Genomic DNA, 16,782 nt, shown 5'->3' with positions numbered 1-16,782 from the left:
TTACATCTCCCTTCATTCAATTACTAGTAAGTTAGAACTAATTTGAAAATCAGCTTCTGTATGTCGTTTTATATCTTCTACTGTGTATGGGCTCATTAATTCTTGTAATATAAGTCCACTCGGAGTTACCTCCATGACCGCCATATCAGTAATAATTAAATCTACACATTTCTTTGAAGTTAATGGCAATGTACACTCTGAAATAATTTTTGCATTTCCGTACTTATCAACATGATTCATCACAACAACGACCCGCTTCGCTTTTTGTGCTAAATCCATTGCTCCACCAATACCTGGAACACGTTTTCCAGGTACAATCCAGTTTGCTAAATCACCGTTTTCACTTACTTGTAATGAACCAAGAATCGTTATGTCTAGCAAACCTTTTCGAATCATACCAAACGCTGTACAACTATCGAAATAACTCGCTCCTGTTATAAGAGAAGTTGGTAAACCTGCCGCGTTACACAAATTTTCGTCTTCATTCCCTTTACTTGGCGTTGGTCCCATACCGACGATTCCATTTTCCGCATGAAACATAACATTTATATCGTTAGGCAAATGATTTGGTACAAGCGATGGTATGCCAATACCTAAATTTACAATCATGCCATTTTGTATTTCTTTCGCCGCTCGCCTAGCAATCTTATCCCTCACTTCTACGCCCATACCCATTTCCAGTTCACTCCTTCCGACGGTACAATATAATTTACGAAAACACCTGGAACGACAATTTCCTCTGGATCTAAACTTCCAAGCGGGACTATTTCTTCTGCTTCTACTATTGTTATATCCCCAGCCATCGCTACGTGAGGATTCATATTTCGTGCACTTTTGTCAAATACAAGGTTACCAAACGGATCTGCCTTTTTCGCATATACAATTGAAACTTCAGCAGTTAATGCTGTTTCAACTAAGTAGGTCTTACCATTCATTTCAACTGTTCGTTTTCCCTCTTCCACAATCGTATCAACACCAACATCAACTAAAACACCACCAAGACCAACGCCACCAGCGCGAATGCGCTCTGCTAATGTTCCCTGCGGAGAAAACTCAATTTGTAATCTTCCCTCGTTTAGTTGCCTTCCTGCATTTGGGTTGGAGCCAATATGAGAAGTAATTAGTGATTTAACTCTTTCATTTGTAACAAGACGACCGATACCTACATCAGGGAATCCAGTGTCATTTCCAATCAAATTTAAATTTGTAACGCCTTTTTCTAAAATTGCCTGTATTAAAGATGGAGGGGATCCAATCCCTCCAAATCCCCCAAACATTAATGTCATATCATCATGGAACAAAGAAATTACTTCCTCAATTTCTTTTAATTTACCGAATGTATTTGTAATAGTTGTCATGCGATACTATGCCCTCCTTTTTGCATCATCTCTTCCACACTTTTAGAGAAAATTGAAAGTAATTCATCTAACTCGGAATATGTAGTTGTCATTGGCGGTGCTACAAGCAGTGCACTATCTTCTTTTCCTGCTTGCCCTGAAACTGCTTGGTATAAAAGTAGGCCATTTTTAGCTGCAACTGAAATAAGCTCCGACGCTTTTGTAAACGGTTGCAATTCTACTCCGATTAGCAACCCTTTTCCGCGCACATCAGCAATGATTGTCGATTGTTGCTGAACTTTCTGTAAGCCTTTTATTAAATACTCTCCCTTTTCTGCTGTTTTTTCAGGGAGATTATGTTTCTCCATATATTCAATAACAGCTAAAGCCGTTGCTGCAGACAATGGATTGGCACTTAACGTATGACCGCTCATTACTGAACGTGACCCACGTAATATTGGTTCCATAACACGATCACTTACAACTGTCGCTGCCATCGGTGTATATCCCGCTCCTAACCCTTTACCAAGTGTCATGATATCCGGTTCTACACCCCAATGCTCCATTGCAAACCATGCTCCAGTACGACCAAGCCCAGTCATCACTTCATCCGCAATAAATAAAATATCGTAATGGTCGCAAATATCTTTAATGACTTTATAATAGTCTTTCGGCGGAACAACCGCGCCTCCAGCTGCTCCGATAATCGGCTCAGCAATAAAAGCAGCAATATGCTCTGCACCAATTCTTTCAATTGATCTTTCTAGTTCAGTCGCACATGCCAGCTGACAAGTTGGATATACCTTTTGAACAGGGCATCTGAAACAATATGGAGCTGGTATAGTCGGATAATCTTCCAAAATAGATACGAAACGTTGTCTACGTAGTGGGTGACCAGACATCGATAACGCACCCATCGTAATACCGTGATAACTCATCCATCTTGATAATATTTTATGTTTCCCTTGAATACCTCGCTCTTGAAAATGCTGAATTGCAATTTTCATAGCTGTTTCATTTGCTTCCGTACCACTATTTACAAAGAAACTCCAGTTCAAATCTCCTACACTTAAATCACTTAACTTCTTTGCTAATTTTTCAGCTGGTTCACTCGTAAACTGTGATCTATAAACAAAAGCAATCTCCTCAGCTTGCTTTTTAATAACGTCTGCAATCTCCTTTACGCCATGCCCAATACCTGCCGTAATTGCTCCTGACGAACCATCAAAATATTTATTACCATTTTGATCATACAAATAAACACCTTTTCCATGTGAAATCATTGGATACGGCTGACCAACAAGTGGTTTAATTAAGTAATCGCGCATAGCGCTCCCCCATTTCTCCAATTTGTATATATATATGAAGAAAATTGACGTTTCTTTCATAAAAAAGAATCCTCTGCAAAAGCAGTGAATTTATCAAAAAACTATTATAAAATATACAAATGAGTGCTTAAAAATATTTATAAAACAGAAAATTCAGAACTCAAAGTGAAGACCAATCCTTTTCTATACGCCCAAATAACCCTCCCTTTTATATGAAATGACTACATCACCAAATGTTTTTATAGCATAATGCCAGCTGCCCTTAAATGCCGACATTCTGTACACTTCGACGGAACTCCCGTTAAACTCCTTCCTAATATCTTACTTTAAATTGCATATTTTAAAACAAATTTCGACACCCCACCTTACTAACCAATTCAAATTCATATTTAATATGTAAACTTTTCATTTTTAAACTATAAAAAAAGAACCGATTAACCACACTAATCAGTTCGTCATGACGCTCTCTTATGGGTTAATACTGTCAATTGCTAAAATAAATAGAAAAATCATGTTTACAAATTCATCCTACAGCCTATAAGACAAAACCTTTTCATAACTTCATTCACAATTACTATCGGGATATCCCTATCCCGAAGTGGCACCCCTTTCCTCAGATTCAAACTACCTTTCCTTTATAATTTATGTAGGACAATTATCACTTTGTATGTGTATTTGCCTATAATTAAAAAAAACTCTAGTTTTCTAGCGATTGCTGGACATGTATTCAATATGTTAATTGAAATGCAGTTTCAATTTGGCATTTATTTTACTTTCGTGCAGTCATATGTACTGCTTTACTCTGCCAAATACTCGTAAGCACCAGCACCTCTTTATGAAAACATATTTGTTGTCAATTTTTAATTTTCCCTTTATAAAATTATTTTTTTCGCATAACCGCTTTCTTGCTTCGCATATAGTTTTAATGATGACAAAGGAGGAATGTTCATGTCTCAATCTGAAATTGAAAAATATGGACAAGAAGTTACGCAATACGAACAGCTCGCACGTTACTATCAGTTTCGTAATCCTAAAAAATATATAGAATTATATATGAAATATTGCGATGCACTTTCAAAACTTGTACAGGCGCATGAGAAAAGGGATTCACAAGAAGCTGCTTTACCGTCACATATAAGAATTTTTCATGCCGATCCAAATATATCAGCGGTTGATATTTTAGTAAACGGACAAAAGGTTATTAAAAGTATTTCATTTAAGCAATTCAGCCCTTATTTATCATTAGTGCAAGGTAAATACCGTATAGATATTGTCCCTGTCGGAAATGAAACTCCAATCTTTTCAGCATTGGTACCAATAATGGGAAATCATACTTATACTCTTGCTGCAATAAATAGTGATAATCACCTACAATTACAACCTATACTTGATAATACACATTTACCAGCTGGTCAAGCTAAAATACGCTTTGCACATTTCTCTCCAGATACCCCTGTTGTAAATGTAGATTTAAAAGATGGAGATCATTTATTTGAAAATGTACTCTTTAAACAAATAACAGATTTTTTACAAGTTAGCCCTGGTACAGCAGATATTGAAATTTCACTCGCAGATAATAAAAACGTTTTATTGACTATTCCGAAATTCAATGTTGAACCAAATGTTATTTATACAATTTCAATAGTAGGTTATTCAACTAAAGATCCTAAATTAGAAGCCGTTATACTTACAAATTAAAACAGTCTACACCATTCATTTGGTGTAGACTGTTTATTTTTGAAATGCAATTTGAAATTCTGTCCAATCGTTATCTGATCGACACATAATGGATCCATTATGTTTTTCCACAATTTGTTTACATACAAATAATCCAATACCAGTTCCTAACTTTTTAGTAGTTACAAATGGTTCAAAAATCGTTTCTACATTTTCAGCTGGAATCATTGGTCCATTATTTTTTATCACAATTCGAATAGCTTGATCTTCTTCAAATACATCAATGATAATTTTTCGTTCTTCTTTCATTGATTCAAGAGCATCAATTGAATTCATTAATATGTTTAAAAATACTTGTCTCACTTCACTTCGATAACCAACAAGCGGAATTGGATACGGTAAATTCTTTTCAATCAAAACATTCGCATTGACCAAACTCGGATATAAGAATTGTATAATGTCTTGAAACAAGTCATTAAGCCAAAACCGTTCCGATTCATTCCACATTTCTTTTTTCGATACGAGTAAAAATTGCGAAATGCGAAAATTTAATTGATCTAATTCATGCGAAATAATATCTAAATACGATAAACTCGGATGATCTGCCTTTAATAATTTGACAAACCCCATAATGGAAGTAAGCGGATTACGAAATTCATGTACAAAACTAGCTGACATTTGTCCTAAAATCGTCAGCCTTTCTTTATGTGTTTCGTTAATATATTGCTGTTTTTCCTCTAAATTCTTCGATATAATTTCCGAGTATTTTAAAACAGTATAATAAATTAATTTGTCAAAACAAGTATGTATTTTTGCCATAATTGGTTTCAATTCACGAGCGCTAACATCTAATTCACACATCGCTTCGAAAAGTTCATTTCTTCCCACGTTTGCGTTATAAACAAAATCTCCAATATTCGCATCTGCTCCAGCACGTTCAATAGCAATTTTCTCGCATAACGGTTGAAGATAATTTATATCTTTATCTTCCATAGTAAGTTCGATAATTAACTCTAGTAAATCCTCTCCATTTTGAACTACTTCTAGTTTAAATGGATCTTTTTCGGAAATTATCATTTTGTTTTTCCAGTTCTCTACGAATTGGTGCCTATTGTTTTTCAAGTGTGAACAAAATATTTCTTTAATATCCTTATCGATTGGAAAAACCTCCATTCCCTCCATTTCCATACGACGAATACCCTTTATATTTTGAATATTAACACAAAAAATACGATTCGTTAATAGATTTTTGTCACATTTTGTTAATTTCTGTTGATAAAATTATTTTTTCTTTCTTATTTAACTAATTGTATGCAAATTCCCTTTTTCCTTCACATATTTTCATTATTTCCGTAGTCAAAACGACTTTTTTTTGCATCATTTTTAATTCTTGCGTACAATAGAAAATGAAAGGTGTGAAAAATATGGTAAATAAAAATGTGGAAGATTATCTCCAAGAAGGCATTTACGGCCAAAAGCAAAACAAACCAGAAGAACGTAATATGTATTTAACTACATTACGTGAGCGTGTAGAAATCGCTTTAACGATCGGTCAAGTAATGCAAAGTAATGTATACTCTGAAGTGGCAGGTAGCATGCGCTCTTCTCAATCATTACAACTCCTCCTAAATGGTAGCATTGCTTACCCACATTTATCAAAATACATTAAATTAGCAAACGAAAAAAATGTTCCTTTTACAATTGTTCAAAATAAAGATACAGAAACACCAATCGGTTTAGTATTAACACATGCTACTGCTGTAGATAAAGAACAAATTTATGTAGAAGATACTATTTTCAAACAAGAAATGAAGTAAAAGTTACACTTAATTAAATAGTTACTAAAAGCGTAAAAAAACGAGTATGGAATCGTAAACATTCCCTACTCGTTTTTTAGCGCAAATTTTAAGTTTTCTATTTTATTTTTTAATACATACTAATTTCATTTCTGTCATTTCTTCTATTGCATATTTAATTCCTTCGCGCCCCGTGCCACTTTCTTTCACACCACCATAAGGCATATGATCTACTCTGAACGTTGGAATATCATTAATCATGACACCACCAACCTCTAGCTCATCAATTGCACGCATTGCTTTAAATAAATTATTTGTAAATACTCCTGCCTGTAAGCCGTAACGCGAATTATTTACTTGCTCAATCGCTTCATCAAATTCTTTAAATGTATTTACTGTCATGAGTGGACCAAATACTTCTTGGCACTGCACAGATACATGATCTGGAACATTTGTTAATACAGTCGGTTCAAAAATTCTTGCATCCCGCTTCTTACCACCGCATAAAACAGTTGCTCCTTCCTTGATTGCTTCTTGAACCCACATATCAATTCGCTCTACATCTTTTTTTGAAATTAAAGCTGATACATCCGTTTCCTCAAGCAGTGGATCACCAACAACAACTGATTCCATCGCTTTCTTTAGCTTCGAGAGAAATTCATGCATTTTCGTTTCATGTACAAAAACACGTTGTACGGAAATACAAACTTGCCCATTATTAACAAATGCTCCCCATTTTACACGTTCAATTATTTCATCTGTTAACTCTACATCTTCATCAATAATAACAGCAGCATTTGAGCCTAGTTCTAACGTAACTCGTTTTAGCCCAGCCTTTTGTTTTATTCCGATTCCAACTTTTGGACTTCCGGTAAAAGTAATAGAAGCAACATAATCATTTTTGACGATTGCCTCACCAACCGTGGCGCCAGGGCCAGAAATGATATTTAAAGCTCCATTTGGCAATCCTGCCTCTTCAAATAACTCAACTAATGCATAAGATGATAATGGCGTTTGATCAGCTGGCTTTAATACAACTGTATTTCCAGCAGCAATTGCTGGTCCAACTTTATGCGCTACTAAATTTAACGGGAAATTAAATGGTGTAATAGCCCCTATAACCCCAATCGGCTTTCGGATTGTATATGCAATACGCCCATCCGCACCAGGTGCGGCGTCTAATGGCAATGTCTCACCATATATACGCTTCGCTTCTTCAGCTGCAAATTTGTACGTTTGAACAGTACGATCTACTTCTCCCCTTGCAGCACGTATTGGTTTTGCAGCTTCTTTTGCAATAATCTCTGCAAATTCTTCTCTTCTTTCATCCATTTTTTGTGCAACTTTCTCTAAAATAGTCGCACGATCATATGCAGATAATTTATTCATTTTTATCATTGCATTTTTTGCAGCAGTAACAGCCTCTTTTACATCTTCTTCCGTTCCTTGTGCAATTTCCGCTAATGTTTCTTCAGAATATGGTGCGTATAATGGCTTATACGTGTTTACAGATTTCCAATTTCCGTTTATATATAAATGCTTTTTCATACTTCTTCTCCTTCCAAATATATGTATACAACAATACTTCACCTAGTGAAAGGTTCAACTTATGTCATTGTATCATAGCCCTTATCCCTCAAAAAACATTATGCTCAAAAAAACTCTGCTATATAGCAGAGTTTACGAGCTAATTTGCTCTTGTAACGGAATTTGTTTTTCATCTTCTAAAATAACAATCGATTCTACTATCTTTGTAACTTCTAATCTTTTTATATAATGTCCATCTAATTCTTTCACACAAAACTTATAATTTTCAATTTCAATGGAATCCTCTTCAGCAATCTCTATATTCTTCGTTAAAATCCAACCACCGATTGTATCAACACCATCATCATCAATCCCTAAACCAAATAACGTATTCACTTCACTAACAAGTACTTTTCCCTCTAGTATCGTCTTCGTTTCACTAACTTGTTGAATTTCTGGTTGCTCATCCGTATCAAACTCATCCTGAATATCTCCAACAATTTCTTCCAAAATATCTTCAACAGTAACAAGTCCAGATGTCCCACCATATTCATCTATCAATATAGCAATATGTGTTCTTTCTTTTTGCATTTTTAAAAACAAATCATGAATTGGAATAGAATCGATAACTAAAATAATTGGTCTCATATATTGCTCTACTGTCTTCTTATTAACAGCTTTATGTTGTACAAACTCAGTAAAAATATCTTTAAAATTCACAAAACCTATTACGTGGTCTTTGTCGCCATCAACAACTGGATACCTTGTATATTTTTCGCGAGACATTTTTTGCAAAGCTTCTTCAGCAGGCATTTCTTTACTTATAATATTCATTTCAGTTCGAGGTACCATTATTTCTTTTGCAATCCGATCATCAAATTCAAAAATTTTATTTACATATTTATATTCAGATTGATTAATCTCACCATTTTTATAACTTTCTGAAACTAACAACCGTAATTCTTCTTCTGAATGAACCTCATCATGCCCCTTCGGCGGTTTCAGCCCTAGCAGCTTCGTAATGATTCGAGCTGAACCATTTAATAGCCAAATGAATGGGAATGCAATACGATAAAAGAAAATTAACGGCTTAGAAACAAGCAAACTCACTTGTTCAGATTTTTGAATTGCAAATGTTTTTGGGGCCAATTCCCCTATTACAACATGTAAAAAAGTAATTAACAAAAATACTAAAGTTACAGCAAAAATGTCTGCTAGTTGAGTAGAGATATTCCAATTTGCAAAAAGCGTATCAAACATTTGCTTTAACGCAGGTTTACCAAACCACCCAATTCCTAAAGCTGTAACAGTAATTCCTAACTGACAAGCAGATAAATATTCGTCTAAGTTTGTAATGACTGTTTTGACCGATGTTGCACGATTATTTCCTTCTGCAATTAAATAGTCAATTCGTGAACTTCTCACTTTAACAATTGCAAATTCTGCTGCAACGAAAAATGCCGTTAAGGCAATTAAAACAATCACTATACTTATACTATATATGTCCAAATACTTTTCCTTACTTACATTGTAAGCAAGGAAGCCACCTCCTACTTAATTTTATTCAAGTGAAGTAAGCATTCTAATACTCTAACAAAATTCTACATTAGCAACCACCTTTTTATATATTATATGCATACATAAAAAAGATATTTATCATTATGATAATCTAATTCATTTACACTCGTCAAATTATTCTAAATGTTACGATAAAACATTTTTATTTAAACTAACTATTCTTCTCAACTCAATTTCGTGAAAAAACACTTTCTTTGCCGATTCCACACTTCTTTTGTCGCACTAGAAGGGAACTTACTTCATAGCTCGAAATCATTTAACAGGATATATATAGGAGGGATTATTTTGGAATATAAAACACCATTTATCGCAAAAAAATTAGGTGTTAGCCCAAAGGCTGTTGTCCGGATCGCGCAACAATTAAATCTTACGATAGAAAAAAACAAATATGGCCACTTTATTTTTACACAAGATGATGTCGATCAAATGTTAGAACACCATCTATTTCAAATAGAGCAGTCTCAAAATCCTCAACCTACTCAAAAGACTTCCTCAAATGAGGTTGAAGAATTAAAAACTCAAGTCAATACAATTGTTCAAAACATATCATCGAATGATTTTGAACAATTAGCTGATCAATTAAACACTATTACGAGAAGACTCGATCGAATGGAAGAACAAATGCAAGATAAGGCAAATGATGTCGTCACGTACCAACTTTTACAACACCGTCGTGAAATGGAGGAAATGTTAGAACGAATTCAAAAGTTAGAAGCTGCCCTAACGAAAGAAGAACCCATTTATATTACTCCTGATTCAAAACCAACATACGAACGAGAAAAGAAACCGAAGCGCCGCAAAATGATTTTTAGTATATTTGGATTATAATTTTTAGACCCTTATTAAAATAATAAGGGTCTTTTTTTATGAAGAGTTATATCTTATAAAAATATTATTCTCTTTATTATACATATTCACTTCGTTTTATTTCGTTAACATAATATTTTTACTGTATTCTGCAATTAATGCCTGTGCATGAGCATTCCCTTGAATCACATCGCGAAATTCTTTTAAAGAATACAAATGCGTAACCCCTTTTCGAGCATGAATTCTTACTGGTACACCTTGTAAAGTATCATGAAACTGAAATGGATTATCTATCGGTTCAATTGGAAAACCGAGTGTAAGTAAATACATATACATTCTTTTTGTTACTGCTGCAATGTACCATTCAGCTTTTGTTTCTAACGCATGTATAAATAAAATAGCTGTTAGCCTTTTGAAATGTCCTCTCCCACGAGACGTTTTCGAAATACTTAACTTGCCTATTTCATACACATTCTTCAAATCTTTTACTAAATCATTTTTAGAAAACGGATAGAAAAACTCAGAATTTGATTGTTCAGGTACCGTATACTTAATACATTCTACTGTACCAATAGGATGTTCATCTTCTATTAATAAAAATCGTGATGGATTTAAATTACGTTCTACGAACATTAAGTTTCTTTCTTCACAAAAATCTCCCCATAGTTGCTCGAACCCAAAATGTTCTTCCTTTGTTTGAACACGCTGGAACATATTTAACCGCCTTTCCCATCGTCGCTCTGTTTTTGATAACGCTTTCACTATCTATCATATAAGAACAAATCTTCGTATGCAACTAAAAATATTTATTACTTATTATATTCTGCAAAATGAATTAGATTCCAATTTAATCGACTTTTATCCCGCGCTCACATTCCTTTTAATAACACATTTGTATCACTTTTCAAATCTAACTTACAATATGTTTCTTTCCATACAGCATATAATTCTTCTTAATCTAAAAAAATCCTTTATGAAAAAGGATTTCTTTTACTTCTCAATGCTTTTTAACCACTTTTCAAAAATTTGTACCATCCCATGTTTTCCAGCTAATTTCTCTTCCCCTTGTTTCGTCTTATATGGATATAACTGCAAGAAAACACCGCATCCAGACTCAATTTTTTTACTATGCATATGGCTTCCTGGATATACACAAATGACTTCATAAATTGACCTTCGATAATAGACTCGCTTTCCATCCTGTTCTTCTACATACTTTATAGACCAATACTTATACATTTGCTCAGTTGCTTTCGTATTTCCGACGTGCTGAAAAATATTGTACATTGGACTATACTTCACTTCAATAATAATAGAAGATTTATATACGTATTTCCCATCTTCTTTTACATAACAGTCTAAGCGAATATCTGGCTTCTTCGTATCCTCACCATTGTAAAAATTACTCCCTTTACTTAATGCAATAAGGGGATGTGTTTCAATTAAGTCATTAAATGCGACATGCACCTTTAAATCATCTCGTTGTAAAACTACTGTCGTTCCATCTTGTAATCCATCTACATAAAAATGTTCTTGTATTTGTTCACGAATGGAATTTCTAGCCTCAAAACCAATTTGCTCTAAAATTGAAATAACGATAAAAAAAGCGTAATATTCATACACTAAAAACGTTGGCTTATAAACAAATAATAAAGATGGAGATTGATCCGTATATTGCGGGAGTACTTCTAAATGATGTAGTAATTGTTGATGTGGTATCGGTAAATCATGTAAGTTCATGTTACTTGTTTCAGTAACTTCCCTCCAAAACGAGGAGTGCATTAACATTTGAAAGTATTGTACATTTTCATGAACAATGTGCGCCAATATTTTATATTCTTGTATTTTCATTGAGCTCTTTCGTAAATCGGCTTCTTTTAGTAAATGTATATTTTTATATTTTTGCTTCTCTCTATCGGTTACTGATCCATTACGCTCAATTGTTTGTATAATTGTTTTTACGGCTTGAAACTCTTCTGATTTTTTCTTTTTTTCTCTTTCTAATATTTCAATTGTTTGACGTAAAAAACTTTTAGCTTCAATTAAATAATGATAAAATTGCATCGATTTATATTTAAGAAATGCATTTTCCTTACTATTTTTTTGTTCCATAAACTTACGATTATAATGTTTTGCATAAGGTTTTCTTTCTGCCACTATGGTTCCTTTTCTTGTTGGCTTTCTCTCTTTTCCTTCCCATTTATATGCATTTATAAATTTTGAGCTTGATTCTATTTTCTTAAAGATTTGCTTTATCATCTTCATTTTTTGGGGTAACTTTCTAAGCAACACTAAATAAGAAGAATCCTCAATATCGCTAAGTGCAGAGAAAGTCTTTTTATAATAACCTCTATCCAAAATCAACTCATTTAAAATTGACTTCACATAGTCTTGAATCATTTCAAATTGATCATCAAAAAAGTTTTTCGGTACGATTTGAAAAGCACCATAATACGTTGTATCTTCTATACGAACTTCAAAATGGTATAAACCACAGCGCCATGGATAAAAGAATTCTGTTTTCCCATGTTCATATATTAATACTCTTTGTTTTTTTTCATTTATTTCATATTGAGCCTCTTTTATATTTTTCTGTCCCTCATATACTTTATTCCATATAAAAGTAATATTCATTGGGATTTCATAATTGTACTGCAATCTAATCGGTTTTAATTCTTGTACTTTATAAATGCATTGAACTAATGCTGTAGTAGATGTACAAAGACGATTTAATAAAATATAATCTCCTTTCCCCTCATTTCCAATGATTAACTTTAATACAAAAGGGAGCGTTTCATTCGTATCAACGATTTTTGTTTCGTAACGCCCTTCATTTTGCATATCCATACAGCTCCAGTTCCCTACGTTTTTCTCGTATATATGCTAAAGAGTGTTCAAATGTAGATACTCTGTTTGCAAGTGCAGATTGCAAAAGAGGTACTAAGGTCGCTCCCCTTTTTGCTTCTTCAGAAAGTAAAGAACCAACCATCATTTCGGTCCCTCTGATTTTCGTCAATACACGCTGCTTTATTTGTAAATCAAACCCTTCTTCTCTACTAATCATATAGGTATGGTTATTTTGGAACGGTATATTTTGCAAATAAGTCGCAATTGCGTTTGCACATCGGAAAGAAATTCCCTTAGACGCATCATGTGATGACAATACGACATGCAACTTATCTAATAGCTCTAATTCTTCTTCAGAAAACACTTCAATCATCGCTTTATTTCTCATCCAATTTATCCGAAATTCTCCCGCTGTTACTTTCAAAGGTGGGTGTAATACGACTTTCCCCAGTTCCATGCCCATCTCACAAAACGGAATTTTTTGTAACGTTATTAAGTTCGTTCGGTCTAATAATCGATCGGAGAGCTCTTTCGTTGTTTCATCAAAATTCACAGTACCTATAAATATAATATTTTCTCCAATTTCAATTGTTGATGGAATTGAATTCTCAATGTCCTGAACACCCTCATACAAGTTTAAAATACGATTTTTTGTTTCAAGTTGAAGAACAGATAAAAATGGAGTAAACCAATGCTCAATATGTGACATGTTCATTTCATCAAAAACGATTATATACAGTTGATTGGGATTTTCTTTCGCCTTCATTAACGTCCTAACTAACTTCGTTTCACTTTCAATAAAAGTACCATTTGGATGAAGGTAACCAAGTAAATCATGTGGTTCTTGATACGATGGTGAAATTGGAATCCAAACCAATTCTTCCCCATACTGTAATCCTAATGCTTCTGCATAAGTTTGCACAAAACGTGATTTCCCAACGCCCGGTATACCACCAAGAATCGTTAACATATTTGTTTTTACACTTATATGGAAATTATATATATCCGTTGCATCCAAATATAGCCCTTTATTATGCACCATACTTTGTACATACTGTAAAAAGGACGATTCACGCTCATCCCATTCCCATTCATCTTTTTGCACTTTTATATCCTCTACTTCAACTAGCTTACCTTCTTCATGCATTCGTTTTTTTAATTGCTCATACACATGATCACTTACAAAATATAATTGATCTTCTACCGCTATTTCTACATACTTCGTCCAGTCACTGCAGTTTATATATTTACATTCACGTTTCTGTTCAAAATATGCGATTGAGCTAATTGATGACTTTAAGGATATGTTTCCATACAGTCTTCCATCGTGCCACAATAATTCGGGAGGCTCAAAGTCCTTCGGAAATTTAGGCATAAGAAATGATAAATAACCGTTGCTAAGTTTTCGTTCTAAAGATTCTCTTTTTTTATTATTTGTAACTTTAGGTGCCGGAATCATTTTATAGCTGCTTGCTATTTCTTTCGGTTCTTCTGTACATATTAACTCCACGTATACATTTCCTCTTTCATAATAAAGACGAAACATCACTAATTGCTTTTCTAATTTCCTCTTCTTTAATTCCAAAAAGATTTTTTCATTCTTTTTATTACTACATAATCCTTCAAATACATAGGGTTCATTTGCAAATTGTTCCTGTAAAGTGAATGGTATTGGCGATACGCATTGTACAAAGAAATTCTCTCCACTCTTCTCTTTTTCAGCTTTTGTAAATTTCCCTAAAAATCTCATATAGTACATTCGTTTTATAAAACTTGGCTGAAGAGCTTTATGTAATTTCACCTTAGTCACCTTCTTTTTTCATACTATTCTTAGTGTATGAAAGAAACGAAAAACTAGAAATAAAAAACCTGACGTTATCCGCCAGGTTCAAAATTAAAACGTATATTAATGAGAAGGAAATGCTTTTTTCTCTTGTAAAATTGCATTATGAGCAATTTTCATTTTAGCAAGTACGTAACGTAATCGATCTTCAGCATTTTCATCTTTACTTTTTTGCAATTCCGCCAAATTTTCAACAGAACTTGCTAAATTCTCAATGACTCCTCTCAGCTCAGGATGATGATTAAAAAAAGATTCTTGCACTAATACTTTCCTTAACTCACTAGCTAAATCAATTATTCTAGACAGCTGTTCTTTTTCTTCCATTCTCATCCCTCCTGAATATCTTATGTAGTAAATATTCTCTAAACAAAGAAAAAAGCCCTTTAAATGAAAAGGACTTTTTACATTTTTATATTTCCAGTTAATAACATATACAGTGATGTGATAGCCGCAATAATAATTGCCCACATCACATATTTCTCTGCACCTGCAAAGCAACGGTTCCCTTGTTCTTTTCTTGCAAACGTGTAAACAATAATTCCAATTCCATACACAATTGAAACTAGTAGTAAATTCTTTAAACCAGCTGCATAAAGAAGCCATACAGAGTAAATAGAAGCAATTAAAGCTAACGCTCCATTTTTTAATTTAGCGTCTTTTAGCTCGTTTGTAATGACTAATTTAAATTGGAATAACGCTGATAATAAATATGGTAATAAAATTGATGTTGATGCAATGAAATACATAATTTGATATGTTGATTCTGAAAACAGAACGATGATAAATATAATTTGGGCAACACCATTTGAAATCCATAATGCCATGTGCGGTGTTTGCTTTTTATTTGTTTTCGTAAAGACTTTCGGAAATACGCCATCTTTTCCGGCTACATGAGAAATTTCAGAAACAAGTAAAAACCAGCCAATTAATGTACCGACAAGTGAAGCAACTAACCCAATGTTAATCGCAACTGCACCCCATGGACCAACAACATGCTCTAATACATGTCCCATTGACGGAGTTTCTAGCACAGAAAGTTCGCTTCTTGTCATCGCTCCCATTGACAGAACAGAAATTAAAATATATATGGACATTACTAAAATAAGTCCCATTACTGTTGCCTTACCAACATCTCGGCTATTCTTCGCTCTTCCGGATAATACAACCGCTCCTTCAACTCCAATGAAAACCCAAAGTGTTACAAGCATTGTATTTTTCACTTGACCAAGTATAGCGGAAAGTGAGAAGGTTCCTTCTCCCCAAAAATCATGTGTAAATGTGTCCCAGCGAAAGGCTGTTACCATTACAACAATAAATAAAACGATTGGAACTAACTTCCCTATTGTTGCGATAACATTCATAATAGAAGCTTCACGGATTCCAAATAAAATTAGAAAATGAAGTGTCCATAATAAAAGTGATGCCCCAACGATAGATGCAACATTATTTCCTCCTTTGAAAATTGGAAAGAAATAACCTAATGTACTAAACAGTAACATAATTGTTGCGACATTACCTAAGATTCCTGCTAGCCAATATCCCCAAGCACTATTAAATCCAATATATTCACCGAAACCAGCACGTGCATAACTATAAATTCCACCTTCAAGTTCCGGTTTTTGTCTTGCTAACGTTTGATATACGAGCGCAAGTGGAATCATTCCCATCGCTGTAATACACCAGCCAATTATTATTGCACCACTGTTTGCTCCTACTGCTAAATCATGCGGTAAACTAAAAACACCTCCACCAACCATTGTTCCAACTACTAATGCGATTAACGGAAAAAATCCTAACTTCTTTTCTATTTGTACCACCCCATCTGTCATTCTAGGTGTTATGTTCGTTCAACTATTAAAGTCACCTTTTTCTCTAATAGACGTTTCTCTTATATTTTTTCAGGAAAACATTACTTATTCTAAAAGAAAATGAACAAAAATGGAATACTTTTTTGAAAAAATGTATAAGTATGCACAAAAAAACCGCTCATTTTGTAATGAACGGTCATTTCAAACATATAAATTTGTATATTTCTTGTAAAT

14 protein-coding genes are annotated in these 16,782 nt (G+C 33.7%); 3 read left to right on the top strand and 11 right to left on the bottom strand.

The window, feature by feature from the left end:
- Positions 1 to 12: 12 nt before the first annotated feature.
- Genes AC1Q51_RS02490 through AC1Q51_RS02480 form a run of 3 tightly spaced genes read right to left on the bottom strand, consistent with a single transcriptional unit; the run spans position 13 to position 2,665 of the window.
- Complete coding sequence (locus AC1Q51_RS02490) at positions 13 to 675, bottom strand: CoA transferase subunit B (RefSeq protein WP_053564592.1); 663 nt, start codon at positions 673 to 675, stop codon at positions 13 to 15.
- Positions 660 to 1,358: an acetate CoA-transferase subunit alpha gene (gene atoD, locus AC1Q51_RS02485; RefSeq protein WP_000208107.1), complete on the bottom strand. Its 699-nt coding sequence runs from the start codon at positions 1,356 to 1,358 to the stop codon at positions 660 to 662. Before atoD ends, AC1Q51_RS02490 begins: the two co-directional genes overlap by 16 nt.
- Positions 1,355 to 2,665 (bottom strand): aspartate aminotransferase family protein, encoded by a 1,311-nt coding sequence (locus tag AC1Q51_RS02480; protein WP_001205877.1) that lies wholly within the window; start codon positions 2,663 to 2,665, stop codon positions 1,355 to 1,357. The genes atoD and AC1Q51_RS02480 overlap by 4 nt, the downstream gene beginning before the upstream one ends.
- A 948-nt stretch (positions 2,666 to 3,613) precedes the next feature.
- On the opposite strand from AC1Q51_RS02480, the gene AC1Q51_RS02475 reads away from it, so the two are divergent.
- Positions 3,614 to 4,363, top strand: coding sequence for a DUF4397 domain-containing protein (locus tag AC1Q51_RS02475; protein WP_000083276.1), 750 nt, complete (start codon positions 3,614 to 3,616; stop codon positions 4,361 to 4,363).
- Positions 4,364 to 4,396: 33 nt separating this feature from the next.
- On the opposite strand, the gene AC1Q51_RS02470 is transcribed toward AC1Q51_RS02475, so the two are convergent.
- On the bottom strand, positions 4,397 to 5,530 hold the full coding sequence (locus AC1Q51_RS02470) for a BA2291 family sporulation histidine kinase (RefSeq protein WP_000425086.1): 1,134 nt from the start codon (positions 5,528 to 5,530) through the stop codon (positions 4,397 to 4,399).
- Positions 5,531 to 5,766: 236 nt separating this feature from the next.
- Between AC1Q51_RS02470 and AC1Q51_RS02465 the strand changes: the two genes are divergently transcribed.
- Complete coding sequence (locus AC1Q51_RS02465; protein WP_000247562.1) at positions 5,767 to 6,159, top strand: YueI family protein; 393 nt, start codon at positions 5,767 to 5,769, stop codon at positions 6,157 to 6,159.
- Between the two features lie 102 nt (positions 6,160 to 6,261).
- Here AC1Q51_RS02465 and AC1Q51_RS02460 read toward each other — a convergent pair whose 3' ends face one another.
- Together AC1Q51_RS02460 and AC1Q51_RS02455 are read right to left on the bottom strand one after the other, a co-directional pair.
- Positions 6,262 to 7,686, bottom strand: coding sequence for an aldehyde dehydrogenase family protein (locus AC1Q51_RS02460; protein ID WP_000716480.1), 1,425 nt, complete (start codon positions 7,684 to 7,686; stop codon positions 6,262 to 6,264).
- 132 nt (positions 7,687 to 7,818) lie between these two features.
- The gene (locus AC1Q51_RS02455) at positions 7,819 to 9,174 is read right to left on the bottom strand and encodes a hemolysin family protein (RefSeq protein ID WP_069355536.1); all 1,356 of its coding nucleotides are present in this window, start codon (positions 9,172 to 9,174) and stop codon (positions 7,819 to 7,821) included.
- Between the two features lie 354 nt (positions 9,175 to 9,528).
- On the opposite strand from AC1Q51_RS02455, the gene racA reads away from it, so the two are divergent.
- Positions 9,529 to 10,071, top strand: coding sequence for a chromosome-anchoring protein RacA (gene racA / locus AC1Q51_RS02450; RefSeq protein ID WP_000456013.1), 543 nt, complete (start codon positions 9,529 to 9,531; stop codon positions 10,069 to 10,071).
- A 96-nt stretch (positions 10,072 to 10,167) separates the two neighbouring features.
- Here the strand turns inward: racA and AC1Q51_RS02445 are convergent, their stop codons facing one another.
- The 5 genes from AC1Q51_RS02445 to AC1Q51_RS02425 all read right to left on the bottom strand — a co-directional run bounded on the left by AC1Q51_RS02445 (position 10,168) and on the right by AC1Q51_RS02425 (position 16,569).
- Complete coding sequence (locus AC1Q51_RS02445) at positions 10,168 to 10,764, bottom strand: hypothetical protein (RefSeq protein ID WP_000487795.1); 597 nt, start codon at positions 10,762 to 10,764, stop codon at positions 10,168 to 10,170.
- A gap of 276 nt (positions 10,765 to 11,040) precedes the next feature.
- Complete coding sequence (locus AC1Q51_RS02440) at positions 11,041 to 12,891, bottom strand: hypothetical protein (RefSeq protein ID WP_001178725.1); 1,851 nt, start codon at positions 12,889 to 12,891, stop codon at positions 11,041 to 11,043.
- Positions 12,881 to 14,698: a DUF8727 domain-containing protein gene (locus AC1Q51_RS02435; RefSeq protein WP_492331343.1), complete on the bottom strand. Its 1,818-nt coding sequence runs from the start codon at positions 14,696 to 14,698 to the stop codon at positions 12,881 to 12,883. The genes AC1Q51_RS02440 and AC1Q51_RS02435 overlap by 11 nt, the downstream gene beginning before the upstream one ends.
- Before the next feature lie 105 nt (positions 14,699 to 14,803).
- Positions 14,804 to 15,064 (bottom strand): hypothetical protein, encoded by a 261-nt coding sequence (locus AC1Q51_RS02430; protein WP_000391447.1) that lies wholly within the window; start codon positions 15,062 to 15,064, stop codon positions 14,804 to 14,806.
- Between the two features lie 77 nt (positions 15,065 to 15,141).
- Positions 15,142 to 16,569 carry a basic amino acid/polyamine antiporter gene (locus tag AC1Q51_RS02425; RefSeq protein ID WP_000129441.1) on the bottom strand — a complete coding sequence of 476 codons (1,428 nt, stop codon included), beginning with the start codon at positions 16,567 to 16,569 and terminating at the stop codon, positions 15,142 to 15,144.
- Positions 16,570 to 16,782 lie beyond the last annotated feature (213 nt).

It is taken from the genome of Bacillus sp. MT94 (genome assembly GCF_058792475.1).
Note: the sequence above shows the minus strand (reverse complement) of the source record. Positions and strands in the feature narration are given on the sequence as shown.

Bases quoted from the DNA above. Each gene is read 5' to 3' on its own strand.
- AC1Q51_RS02490 (WP_053564592.1), bottom strand. From the start codon at position 675: ATGGGTATGGGCGTAGAAGTGAGGGATAAGATTGCTAGGCGAGCGGCG.
- atoD (WP_000208107.1), bottom strand. From the start codon at position 1,358: ATGACAACTATTACAAATACATTCGGTAAATTAAAAGAAATTGAGGAA.
- AC1Q51_RS02480 (WP_001205877.1), bottom strand. From the start codon at position 2,665: ATGCGCGATTACTTAATTAAACCACTTGTTGGTCAGCCGTATCCAATG.
- AC1Q51_RS02475 (WP_000083276.1), top strand. From the start codon at position 3,614: ATGTCTCAATCTGAAATTGAAAAATATGGACAAGAAGTTACGCAATAC.
- AC1Q51_RS02470 (WP_000425086.1), bottom strand. From the start codon at position 5,530: ATGGAAATGGAGGGAATGGAGGTTTTTCCAATCGATAAGGATATTAAA.
- AC1Q51_RS02465 (WP_000247562.1), top strand. From the start codon at position 5,767: ATGGTAAATAAAAATGTGGAAGATTATCTCCAAGAAGGCATTTACGGC.
- AC1Q51_RS02460 (WP_000716480.1), bottom strand. From the start codon at position 7,686: ATGAAAAAGCATTTATATATAAACGGAAATTGGAAATCTGTAAACACG.
- AC1Q51_RS02445 (WP_000487795.1), bottom strand. From the start codon at position 10,764: ATGTTCCAGCGTGTTCAAACAAAGGAAGAACATTTTGGGTTCGAGCAA.
- AC1Q51_RS02440 (WP_001178725.1), bottom strand. From the start codon at position 12,891: ATGCAAAATGAAGGGCGTTACGAAACAAAAATCGTTGATACGAATGAA.
- AC1Q51_RS02430 (WP_000391447.1), bottom strand. From the start codon at position 15,064: ATGGAAGAAAAAGAACAGCTGTCTAGAATAATTGATTTAGCTAGTGAG.
- AC1Q51_RS02425 (WP_000129441.1), bottom strand. From the start codon at position 16,569: ATGACAGATGGGGTGGTACAAATAGAAAAGAAGTTAGGATTTTTTCCG.